Annotated in this window: 10 protein-coding genes; 7 read left to right on the top strand and 3 right to left on the bottom strand. The window is 67.7% G+C overall.

Annotated elements, in window-relative coordinates:
* Nucleotides 1–90: 90 nt before the first annotated feature.
* Complete coding sequence (locus ACOI2T_RS15805; RefSeq protein ID WP_409505308.1) at nucleotides 91–1593, top strand: AMP-binding protein; 1503 nt, start codon at nucleotides 91–93, stop codon at nucleotides 1591–1593.
* On the opposite strand, the gene ACOI2T_RS15800 is transcribed toward ACOI2T_RS15805, so the two are convergent.
* Nucleotides 1516–2541: an esterase family protein gene (locus tag ACOI2T_RS15800; RefSeq protein ID WP_409505307.1), complete on the bottom strand. Its 1026-nt coding sequence runs from the start codon at nucleotides 2539–2541 to the stop codon at nucleotides 1516–1518. The genes ACOI2T_RS15805 and ACOI2T_RS15800 overlap by 78 nt on opposite strands.
* 130 nt (nucleotides 2542–2671) lie before the next feature.
* A complete protein-coding gene (locus ACOI2T_RS15795; protein WP_421876971.1) occupies nucleotides 2672–3712 on the bottom strand; it encodes a DUF7159 family protein in 1041 nt (346 codons plus the stop codon).
* 299 nt (nucleotides 3713–4011) lie between these two features.
* Between ACOI2T_RS15795 and ACOI2T_RS15790 the strand changes: the two genes are divergently transcribed.
* The 6 genes from ACOI2T_RS15790 to ACOI2T_RS15765 all read left to right on the top strand — a co-directional run bounded on the left by ACOI2T_RS15790 (nucleotide 4012) and on the right by ACOI2T_RS15765 (nucleotide 10488).
* Nucleotides 4012–4929 (top strand): LysR family transcriptional regulator, encoded by a 918-nt coding sequence (locus ACOI2T_RS15790; RefSeq protein WP_409505305.1) that lies wholly within the window; start codon nucleotides 4012–4014, stop codon nucleotides 4927–4929.
* Nucleotides 4930–5065: 136 nt separating this feature from the next.
* Nucleotides 5066–6397: an MFS transporter gene (locus ACOI2T_RS15785; RefSeq protein ID WP_421876965.1), complete on the top strand. Its 1332-nt coding sequence runs from the start codon at nucleotides 5066–5068 to the stop codon at nucleotides 6395–6397.
* A 27-nt stretch (nucleotides 6398–6424) separates the two neighbouring features.
* Complete coding sequence (locus ACOI2T_RS15780) at nucleotides 6425–7669, top strand: M20 family metallo-hydrolase (protein WP_409505303.1); 1245 nt, start codon at nucleotides 6425–6427, stop codon at nucleotides 7667–7669.
* A complete protein-coding gene (locus tag ACOI2T_RS15775) occupies nucleotides 7627–8937 on the top strand; it encodes an amidase (RefSeq protein WP_421876963.1) in 1311 nt (436 codons plus the stop codon). Before ACOI2T_RS15780 ends, ACOI2T_RS15775 begins: the two co-directional genes overlap by 43 nt.
* Nucleotides 8934–9125, top strand: a complete 192-nt coding sequence (locus ACOI2T_RS15770; protein WP_421876959.1) for a hypothetical protein — start codon at nucleotides 8934–8936, stop codon at nucleotides 9123–9125. Before ACOI2T_RS15775 ends, ACOI2T_RS15770 begins: the two co-directional genes overlap by 4 nt.
* 55 nt (nucleotides 9126–9180) lie before the next feature.
* Nucleotides 9181–10488 (top strand): spinster family MFS transporter, encoded by a 1308-nt coding sequence (locus ACOI2T_RS15765; protein ID WP_409505302.1) that lies wholly within the window; start codon nucleotides 9181–9183, stop codon nucleotides 10486–10488.
* Here the strand turns inward: ACOI2T_RS15765 and ACOI2T_RS15760 are convergent.
* The gene (locus ACOI2T_RS15760) at nucleotides 10451–10855 is read right to left on the bottom strand and encodes a DUF4267 domain-containing protein (protein WP_085150761.1); all 405 of its coding nucleotides are present in this window, start codon (nucleotides 10853–10855) and stop codon (nucleotides 10451–10453) included. The two genes, ACOI2T_RS15765 and ACOI2T_RS15760, sit on opposite strands and share 38 nt — an antisense overlap.
* Nucleotides 10856–10952 lie beyond the last annotated feature (97 nt).

Raw genomic sequence — 10952 nt, 5'->3', positions numbered from 1 at the left:
TTTGGGCGATCGCTCAACTGCATAAGCTGAGGCCATGTGTAGCAGTCCGCGCGCCGTGAGGTCAAGGGTGCCCACCCGGTGTGAGCAGCCATGAACGTGCTGCACGAGCTGATCGCGGAAGCCGCGCGTACCGCACCCCACCGCACGGCGCTCATCACCGATGACGGTACGACGACGGGATTCGCCGAGTTCGATCGCCAGATCCGTTCCGTGGCCGCGTGGACCGCCTCACGTACCGATCCGGCCGACCGGGTCGCCGTCATCGCCGACAACGGCGCCGCCTATGCCCTGCTCTATTACGGAGTCCCGCGCAGCGGCCGGGTGCTGACCCTGATCAATCAACGGCTGAGCCCCGCCGAGCAGGCTGCGCAATTGGACGCCACCCGTCCCGCGCTCGTGCTCGGTGACGCGAAATACCTGTCGGCCCTGGACAACACCCCCGGCGATTCGCACCTCGTGACCTTCGATTCGCCCGCCTGGCGGAATGCGACAACGGCTGACCCGCAATACCCCGATGCCGCGGGTCCGGATGATCCGGCGTGGCTGCTGTTCACCAGTGGCTCCACCGGCGCCCCGAAAGGTGTTGTGCACAGCCATCGTTCGATTCTCGCTGCGGTCCGTGGAACTGTCGCCGGCCGCTCGGTGCAACCGGGCGGGGTGTATCTGTTGCCGTTCCCGATGTGTCACATCGCCGGCTACAACATGCTCGTACACCACGCGACCGCCTCGACGGTCGTGCTCACCGCACAGTTCCGCCCGGAAGCCTTCGCCGATCTGGTCCGCACGCACGCCGTGCGATCGTGCTCGCTGGCCCCGACCATGCTGCACTCGTTACTGGGCCATCTCGAACGCACCGGTACCCGACTGCCGACCCTGCAAGCCGTCGCGTACGGGTCGGCCGCCATGCCGCTGGATCTACTGCGCCGCGCGATCGACCTGCTCGGCGTCGACTTCCACCAGGGCTACGGCATGACCGAAACCGGCGGCAACATCACGTTTCTCGGCCCCGACGACCACCGCGCCGGAGCGGCAGGCGATACCCGGCTACTCGTGAGTGCCGGCCATCCGCATCGCGGCGTCGAAGTCGGCATCGTCGGCGCGGACGGCATGCCGCTGGCCGTCGGCGAGGTCGGTGAGATCGTGGTGCGGGGCGACCAGGTCGCACCCCGGTACTGGCCGGCCCAGCCCAGTACGACCGACGGGTGGCTGCGCACCGGCGATGTCGGGCGCCTCGACGCCGACGGTCGGCTGTTCGTGGTGGACCGGCTCAAGGACGTCATCGTCACCGGCGGGGAGAACGTGTCCTCACGGGAGGTCGAAGACGTGTTGTCCGGTCATCCCGATGTCGACATGGTCGCCGTCGTGGGGGTCCCCGACGACTACTGGGGCGAGGCGGTGTGTGCGGTCGTCGTGCCGGCGGCGGGCCGCGAGCCGTCTGCCGACGAGCTGATCGAGCATGTGCGCTGTGCCATCGCGGGTTTCAAACGCCCGCGCGTGGTGCTGTTCGTCGACGCGCTACCGCTGACCGGAAACGGCAAGGTCGCCAAGGACCGGGTCCGCGAGTTCGCTCGGTCGGCCGTCCTGCGGCACTGACCCGACGACCTGCAGCAGGTCGGGTTTCATCCGCTGCAGTTCCTGCTCCCAGTACCCCCAACTGTGTATCCCGTCCGGGAAATCGAACACGCCGTTGCGACCGCCTGCCGCGATGTAGGCGTCGGTGAAGGCCCGGTTGGAATCGATCGCGAACCCTTCGAGGAATCCGAGCCCGCCGATCGGCGCGTCGGGACTCGCCAGCGCCGGGTCGCGCGGTGTGCCGTTGCCGCAGTAGATCCAGATCCGGGTGTTGTTGGCGACGAGCTGCCCGACGTTGACCGTGGGATCGTTGCGCGCCCAGGCCGGATCACCCGGCGGGCCCCACATCGCGTCGGGGTTGAAGCCGCCGTTCCACATCATCGCGATCCGCACCTTGCCGGGCCAGTCCCCCGCCGACAGGTTGAGAAAGCCCGACAGCGAGCCGGCGTAGACGAACCGGTCCGGGTGGTGCGCCGCGAGGACCAGAGCCGCCGATCCGCCCATCGAGAGCCCGACGACCGCGTTACCCGACGCCGCGACATCCCGGTTCGCGGCAAGCCACGCCGGCAGCTCCTGGGTCAGGAACGTCTCCCATTTGTAGGTGACGGTCCCCGCGTTCCCGACGGCCGGTGCATACCAGTCGCTGTAGAAGCTCGACTTGCCACCGACCGGCATCACGACCGAAAGCCCGGACCCGTCGAACAGATCGAATGCGGCGGTGTTGATATCCCACCCGTTGCGGTCGTCGCCCGCCTCCATGCTGTCGAGCAGATACAGCGCGTGCGAACCCGGTCCGCCGCTGAGGAATTCGACCCGGATATCGCGGCCCATTGCAGACGAGGGCACGTCGAGAAATTCGATCGGCGCATTCGAGTACGCATGGGCCGGGTGTGCGACCAGGACCCCGGGCGCTAACGCGGCCGCCAATGCGACGGCCGCGTAACGCCGTATGGTCGCAACGATTGCCATCCGCGGCCAACCCCTCGTAACGGCCCCGACCATGCGGAACAATACGCCTTATTCATGCCGCGAATTGGATTTTCGGCGAACACGAAAACGCAGCAAATTAACGCAAACAGAAATTGAATGCGCAAATTTGTCAGGGCAGCCCGGCCAGGAAGGGATTGACGAATATCGGCGGGGGCGGCGGCGCGATGGCCGGTGCCGGTTCGGCAACAGGTGCCTGCGCGACGCCGGGTGCTTGCGTGACAACAGGTGCCTGCGGCGCGGCCGCGGCCGGAGCGGTTGCCGCGGCAGGCACGGGCCCCGGCGCGAACAGCTGCGGGCCGGCCGGTCCGGGCAAGGCGGCGACCGGGAGATGTGCGACGACGGCCGACGCGGGCTCGGGTGTGCTCACCGGCGGCTCGATCGTCGCGGCGGGCTGCGCGGCCTGAACCACCGGACTGGACTCCACGACCGCGGTGTCGAAGGTTTCCGTCGGCTCGTACACGGGCGTGCGGTCCGCCCGCTCGGCCGACTCGGCCGCACCGGGTTCGACCACAGCGGGGCGCTTGGTGCCGACGAGCGGTACCGCGACGCTGACGACCTGCGGATTTCCGGCCGACGCGGGGGTGGGCGGCTCGGGCGCGGGCTGCAGAGCTTCGGGAACGGATTGCGATCCCACCACCAGCACGGCGATCACCACCGCCGCGGCAGCGGCACCACCGACGCGAAGCCCCGTGAACCTTCTGGCCTTGACGGCCGAGCCGACGTCGGGCCGCGTGCGCTGGACGGCGACGGCACCGGTCGCGACCGCGCGGGCCGCAGCTTGTGCGAGCGACAACTTGGGCTCGTCATCCTCGTCGACTTCATCAGTGTCGTCGGTGTCGTCTGCATCATCAGCAGCCGGCACCACGCGCACATCGGTGAAGCCCGCGGCCGCAAGCGCTGCGATCAGTTGTCTGGCCTCGGCGTCGACGTCCTCGGACCACGTGACGCCGACGGCCCGGACCTCCTGTCCGCTGGACGCGGCGATGGAGCGCGCGCCCCGTGCGGCCGCGGCCCCGCGGTCGGCGAGTTCGTCGGCGGTGTCGACGTCGAACGCGTCGTCGTCCAGCGGAGTGCCGTCCGGTGCATCGCCGTCGACAAGGACCCAGCCGACGCCGTCCGACGTCACTGACAGTCCCAGTACCGTCTTCACCCGTTTGGCCCCAATTCCTGTACTCCCCGACGAAATGCCGCGACGATCATATTTTGCTCGCCACGGAACGGCATCTTGTGCAAAATCCGATTTTCGGTGACTCGAGCCTTCTACCGACGGCCTTACCGACGGTGTTACCAGCGTGATGACCTCGAAAGACCGGCTCGGCGGCCGCGCCAATTACCCGGCAGTCATCCGAAGTTCATTAGCTGATCAACAATTAAGAATCGGTGAGAACGCTGAACCGTCGCCTTATTCGACGGCAACGTGCGCGGACCGGCTCAAGGCATGATGCGGTCATGGCGAAGTCGTTCACCTTGGTCCAGCTGAGGTACTTCACGGTCGTCGCGAGGCTCGAGAACATGCGGGCTGCCGCGTTCGAACTCAACGTCACGCAGTCGACGCTCTCGGCCGCCATCCATCAACTCGAGCGCGAGGTGGGTGTCCAGCTGTTCCATCGCCGGTCGAACCGCGGCCTGCGGCTCACCGCCGAGGGCAGGCGGCTGCTCATGGGCGCCAGGACCGTGCTGGAAGACGCCGATCAGCTCTACCACTCGGTGCGCGCCGAGCGGGAGGAACTGGCGGGTGACCTGGTCGCGGGGATCTTCTCGCCGATCGCGCCGTTCCTCGCACCCAAGATTCTCACCGCGTTCGAGCAGCACCACCCGGCGATCAAGCTCAGCTTCCTCGAAGCCGACCAGGAGACGCTCATGAGATCCCTGGCCGAGGGCACGTGCGAAACCGCATTGATGTACGACCTCGGCCTGGGCACCGATTACGAATACCGGGTGCTGCAACGCGTGCCACCCCACCTGTTGGTGGCCGAGAACCACCCGCGCGCAGCGCATCCGGATGTCGCCGTCCACCTGAAGGAATTCGAGGACGAGCCGTTCGTGCTGCTCGACCTCAAGCACAGCCGCGAGTACTACCTCGACATCTTCAAACGTCTCGGCCTGCGTCCCCGCATCAGGCACCTGGTCTCGGGATACGAGACCGTCCGTTCCTACGTCAGCATGGGTCACGGTTACTCGATGCTGAACTGGCGCTTGACGCGCGACGTGACCTACGCGGGCGGGCGGGTGATACCGCTCGAACTGGCCGACGAGCTACCGCCCATCGAGCTCGTTCTGGTGCGCATGAAGGGCGGGCGCCCGACGCGCAAGTCGATCGCGTTCGAGGAAATCTGCATTGAGCTGCAAAGCGAGGGACGCGGATGAGACGGAGCCGATCGTTTTTACCGATCGATACGACCAATCTTTTTCGTTGGACTCGTTCGGTGGTCGTCACCATGCTGGAAGCACTGTGACGCCCGACACCGCCGGCCCCGGCCGCATCACCGAGAAGAGAACCTCCATGACAGCGCAGGAACTGGTCATGAAAACCGAACCCGAAGCACCAGATCAGCCGAAGCGCAGCTCCGGTATGCAGAAGCGGGTGCTGGCCGGCGGCAGCATCGGTCAGTTCATCGAGTTCTACGACTTCACTCTCTACGGACTGTCGGCGGTCACCCTCGCCAACCTGTTCTTCCCCAGCGAGAACGCGCTGGCCGGTCTGCTCGCCACGTTCGCGACCTTCGGCGTGGCCTTCCTGTTCCGGCCACTGGGCGGCCTGTTCTTCGGGGCGCTCGGCGACCGCATCGGCCGCCGCAAGGTCCTGTTCATCACGCTGCTGTCGATCGGCGCCGCCACGACCATGATCGGGCTGCTGCCCACCTACGGCACCATCGGCGTGCTAGCCCCGATCCTGTTGATCCTGTGCCGGCTGGTCCAGGGCTTCTCGGCGGGCGGCGAATCGGTGGGCGCACCGGCATTCGTGTTCGAGCACGCACCGCTGGACCGGCGCGGGTTCTGGATCAACGTCACGCTCGCCGCCACCGCGCTGCCGTCGGTGGTCGGCGGCACCCTGATCCTGGTGCTGTCCTCGACGATGTCGTCGGAGGCCTTCACCTCCTACGGGTGGCGCATCCCGTTCCTGATCGCCCTGCCGCTGGCGTTCTTCGGCCTGTGGATCCGCGCGAAGACCGAGGAGTCCGAGGCGTTCAAGCAGGTGCTGGCCAAGCATGAGCACAAGGAGTACAGCCCCATCCGGGAAGCGTTCCGCGAGAACAGAATCCGGATGCTGCAGGTCATCTTCGTGATGGCGCTGACCGCGATGGGCTTCTATTTCCTCTCCGGGTACTTCGTGTCCTACGTGCAGGTCACCGGCAACCTCAGCCGCGAGCAGTCACTGCTGGCCAATGCGGTCGCGATGGCGATGTATGCCGTGCTGCTCCCGATCGGCGGCATGATCGGTGACCGGGTCGGCCGCAAACCGATGCTCATCGCGGGCTCGGTGGCCCTGGCGCTGCTGTCGGTTCCGTGCTTCATGCTGGTGACGAGCGGGTCGCTGCCCCTGGCGATCGCCGGACAGCTGTTGTTCGTCGTCCCGATGTGCATCTATGGCGGCGGGTGCTACACGTTCTTCGTCGAGATCTTCACCACCGAAACCCGATTCACCTCCGCCGCCATCAGCTACAACGTCGGCTATGCCGCATTCGGCGGCACCGCACCGTTCATCGGCACGATGCTGGTCTCGAAGACCGGCCTGAGCGCCGCACCGGGCGTGTACATGGCCGCGGCAGCCGCCGTCGTCGCCCTCCTGCTGGTGTTCACCAAGGTGCCCGAGACGCGCCGCCGCATCGGCTAAACACTTTCGAAGCCAAGGAGTTCCATCATGGATGCCAACGCATTCCTCACCGATTTCCATCATGTCGCGACGTTCGGCGCGACGCCGAACAACGGCGTCGACCGGCAGGCCGCGACCGCCGAGGACAAGCTGAGCCGCGACTGGTTCGCCGAGTTCGCCGCCCAGCGGGGCTGGGAGTTGCGCGTCGACGCCATCGGAAACATGTTCGCCCTCATCGAGTTCGTGCCCGGCGCACCCTACGTGCTCATCGGCTCGCATCTGGATTCGCAACCGCTGGGCGGCCGGTTCGACGGGGCTTACGGCGTCATCGCCGCATTGCACGCCGCGCAACGGGTCGCCGCCCGGGTCGGTGAACACGGCGCCCAGGTGACCTACAACCTCGGTGTCGTCAACTGGTTCAACGAGGAGGGCGGGCGGTTCGCGCCGTCCATCATGGGTTCGTCGGTGTTCGCCGGCCTGATGGACGAGAACGAGATGCTCCAGGTTCGCGACCTCACCGGGGTTTCGGTCGCCGAGGCACTCGACGCCATCGGCTACCGCGGAACCGATCCGCGTCCGGACACCGCCGGCTACGCCGAGATCCACATCGAGCAGGGGCGCATCCTCGAGCGCGAGAACATCAACCTCGGTGCCGTCGAATCATCGTGGTACACACAGAAACTCGATATCGAGGTGCTCGGCGAGCAGTCGCACACCGGCGCGACCGCGATGGCCGACCGGCACGACGCGCTGGTCGCCGCCAGCAAGGTGGTGCTCCTGGTCCATGACGTCACGCGAAAGTTCGAGGACGAGGCCATCGTCTCGTCGGTCGGCCGGTTCACGGTTGAGCCGAACTCGCCGATCGTCGTGGCGCGTCGCGTGCATCTGGTCGCCGATCTGCGTTCGGCCTCACCGGAAATCGTCGCGACGGCCCGCGCCAGCCTGCGCAGCGATATCGAAGCCATCGCCCGCGAACACGACATCGCGATCAACGTGCGCGATTTCGATGTCCGCGACATCCAGTACTTCCCCCAGTCGGGTATCGAACTGACCGAGAAGGTGGCCGCCGACCTCGGGCTGAGCGTCCGCCCCATCCGCACCATGGCCGGCCACGACTCGGTGCCGATGAACCGGATCGTGCCCACGGTCATGATGTTCATCCCGTCGGTGGACGGCGTGAGCCACTGCGAACGCGAGTTCAGCACCGACGAGGACATGGTCGCCGGCGTCGACGCGTTGACGAACGTGGCGTGGGAGATGGTCAACGGTTCGCTCGCCGAGTCGGCCGCCTGATGGAGACGACCTCGACAACCGAGTTGGCCTACCTGAGCGCCACCGAAGCGCTCGCGGCGTTCCGGCGGCTCGAGCTCTCGCCGCTTGAGGTGCTCGAAGCCCAGATCGCCCGGATCGAAGCACACAACGGCGACCGCGCCACCGGGATCAACGCGTTCACCGAGACGCTGTTCGACGAGGCCAGGCCCGCGGCCCGCCACGCCGCCGACACCTACGCCCGTTGCGCCCGCACCGGTGAAACGCCGCCCGCACTGCTGGGGTTGACCGTGGCGACCAAGGAGAAGCACGGAATCGCCGGGCGGCTGCTCGAACAGGGTTTGGTGGCCAAGCGCGGTCAGTTGGCGCAGCACGATCATCCCGTCGTCGAACGCATCAAGGCGGCAGGCGGAATCATCCACGCGCGCACCACAAGTCCGGAGTTCAGCTGCGCGACCGTGACCCATTCGCCGATGTGGGGTGTCACCCGCAACCCGTGGAACCCGCAGACCTCCCCCGGCGGCTCGTCGGGTGGCGCGGGTGCGGCGCTGGCCGCCGGGTTCGCCACGCTGGCCACGGCTTCCGACATCGCCGGTTCGACGCGGATCCCCGCGGGGTTCACCGGCACGGTCGGCTACAAGGCACCGTACGGCCGCATCCCGGGCCTGCCGCCGTTGGCCGCGGACTGGTACCGGGGCGACGGGCCGATGGGCCGCACGGTGGCCGACGTGGCGTTGTTGTCGTCGGTCATGTCGGGCCGGCATCCGGTCGACCACGGTTCGTGGGGTCCCAACGGCCAACCGATCCCGCTGCACGGCGGCGTCGAGGGGCTGCGGATCGGGCTGTCGGTGCGGCTCGGCGACTTTCCCGTGGCCCGCGAGATCGTCGAGAACACCCGTGCCGTCGCCGCGGCACTGACCGCTGCCGGCGCCGACGTCGTCGACGTGGAACTGCCGTGGACGACGGCCCTGATCCGGGAGACGATCTTCGCGCACTTCGGCCACATCCTCGGGCCGGCCGTGGCGCGCGAAACCGCGGGCACCGAGGATCAGCTCGCGGCCTACACGCGGCGCTTCGTCGCCGATGCGGCTGCGGCGGCGCAGCGGTACACCCTGGTCGATTCCCTGGCCATGGACGCGCGACTGCAAGCCGATCTGGCGGCCGCGATGCGTGGCATCGACGTCCTGCTGTGCCCGACCTCGGCGGTGACCTCGCTGCAGGCCGACGGGGATTACCTGGACGGCATCGACACGGCAGGCCGGACCTCGAGCACTACTGGGAAGGTCACTTGACCAGCCCGTTCAATGTCGCCGACCGCTGCCCGGCGCTGTCGGTGCCCAGCGGGTTGTCCGCCGAGGACGTTCCGACCGGTGTGCAAGTGGTCGGCCATCCGCACGATGAGGCGATGACGTTCCGGGTGGCGCAAGCCGTGGAGACCCTCGTGGGGTTCGAGATCGAGGCCGGCAGCCTGCGCGTCTAGCCATCTGCCCCGGCGTTCTGGCAGGCTACGGCGAGCGTTCGAGCAGGAGGAGCCGATGCCGTCACCGCAGGCGATGATTCAGTTGGACCCTTCTGATGCGCATGGGCCACGACGGGCGTGGGCCGCGGTCGCAGTGCTGGCGCTCGTCGGCACGCTCAATTACGTCGACCGGTTCCTGCCCGGGGTGCTCGCCGAGCCGATCAAGAACGATCTTGCGTTGTCGGACACCGCGATCGGCGTCATCAACGGCTTCGGCTTCCTGATCGTGTACGCGGTGCTCGGGATCGTGATCGCGCGCGTCGCCGACCGCGGCGCGTTCGGCGCGGTGATCGCGGGCTCGCTGACGCTGTGGGGTGCCATGACGGTGCTCGGCGGCGCCGTCCAGTCCGGTTTCCAACTGGCCCTGACGCGGGTGGGCGTCGCGGTCGGCGAAGCGGGCAGCACGCCGGCCGCGCACGCCTATGTGGCACGCAATTTCCCGCCCGAGCGACGCTCGGCGCCGCTTGCGGTCATCACGTTCGCGATCCCGCTGGCGTCTGCCGCCAGCATTCTCGGTGGCGGGCTTCTGGCCGAGAACCTGGGCTGGCGAACGGCCTTCGTCGTCATGGGAGCGATCAGCGTCGCGCTCGCCCCGCTCGTCCTGCTGGTGGTCGGCGTGCGTCAGACGCTGCCCAAACCGACTGTGCCCGAGCAGGATACGAAGATCAACTGGTGGGATCTGCTGCGCAAGCCGAGCTTCCTCGCCATCATCGGCGGCACCGCGTGCATCTCGGCGGCCGGATACTCGCTGACGACGTTCGCGCCCGCGTTCCTGATGCGCACGCGCGGCATGTCGCTCGGTGAGGTCGGTCTGGAGTACGGACTGGCCACCGGGCTCACCGGAGTCCTGGGGCTGCTGATCGTGGGACGCCTGGCCGATCGTCTTGCCACACGTGACCCGCGCTGGCTGCTGATGATCGTCGTCGTGCTGACAGTGATGCTGCTGCCGGCTTCGGTGCTGGCGTTCGTGGTGGACAACCGGGCGCTGTGCGTGTGGTTCCTCGCGCTCAGCTACGTCATCGGCACGGCGTATCTGGCTCCGTCCATCGCCGCGGTGCAGCGTCTGGTTCTGCCCGAGCACCGTGCGACGGCATCGGCGATCTTTCTGTTCTTCAACGCGGTGTTCGGCGCAGTCGGCCCGTTCTTGACGGGCGTGATCAGCGACGCGCTGACCGCCGATCTGGGCGCGCAGGCATTGGGACGGGCCCTGCTGATCCTGGTGCCCGCCCTGCAAGTCGTCGCCATGGGCTGCTATTTCGTCGCGGCCCGCCGGTACCGCAACGACATCATCGAGGTGGCGGCCAGCCCGTCGGCGCCGGCTTAGGCCGGCGTCGGGTCGCGCCCCACAGGCCGACCCCGATTCCGACGACGGCCCCACCGAGACCGATGATCTGCTGACTGCGCCGCATCTCGCCGTGCACGCCGAGCCCACCCAGCAGATCGGCGGCATCGGCTCCGCCCGAGGCGAGGAACCAGCCGCGCGTGTCGGCGCCGCGCAGCCCGGCCGCCACGAGCAGCCCGCCGATCAACGCGTCGCGGTACCCCATCGACCGCAGCAGCAGCTGCGCCGTCGCGTCGGGTTTGTCCGGTGAACCCCACAGCCGGTTGGCGCGCAGCGGGTCGACGAGAAACGAGATCCCCGAGGCGAGTCGGATGGTGCCCGCGGCGAGTGCCGCCCGGTCGATCGACATGGCCTGCAGCCTATGACGCGACCCTCAGCGGGCGTCGTATGTCCTGAGAAAACTCCCAACCCGGCTCCAGCGACCCGGCTGTGCGGCAATGATTGGA

The organism is Mycolicibacterium wolinskyi str. Jessa 2025, from assembly GCF_049241375.1.
Taxonomy (GTDB): domain Bacteria; phylum Actinomycetota; class Actinomycetes; order Mycobacteriales; family Mycobacteriaceae; genus Mycobacterium; species Mycobacterium wolinskyi.
The sequence above is the reverse complement of the archived record's forward strand: the minus strand, read 5'-3'. Positions and strand labels throughout refer to the sequence as shown.

Excerpts from the sequence above, each read along its gene's own strand:
- ACOI2T_RS15805 (WP_409505308.1), top strand. The coding sequence starts at position 91 with ATGAACGTGCTGCACGAGCTGATCGCGGAAGCCGCGCGTACCGCACCC.
- ACOI2T_RS15800 (WP_409505307.1), bottom strand. The coding sequence starts at position 2,541 with ATGGCAATCGTTGCGACCATACGGCGTTACGCGGCCGTCGCATTGGCG.
- ACOI2T_RS15790 (WP_409505305.1), top strand. The coding sequence starts at position 4,012 with ATGGCGAAGTCGTTCACCTTGGTCCAGCTGAGGTACTTCACGGTCGTC.
- ACOI2T_RS15785 (WP_421876965.1), top strand. The coding sequence starts at position 5,066 with ATGACAGCGCAGGAACTGGTCATGAAAACCGAACCCGAAGCACCAGAT.
- ACOI2T_RS15780 (WP_409505303.1), top strand. The coding sequence starts at position 6,425 with ATGGATGCCAACGCATTCCTCACCGATTTCCATCATGTCGCGACGTTC.
- ACOI2T_RS15765 (WP_409505302.1), top strand. The coding sequence starts at position 9,181 with ATGCCGTCACCGCAGGCGATGATTCAGTTGGACCCTTCTGATGCGCAT.
- ACOI2T_RS15760 (WP_085150761.1), bottom strand. The coding sequence starts at position 10,855 with ATGTCGATCGACCGGGCGGCACTCGCCGCGGGCACCATCCGACTCGCC.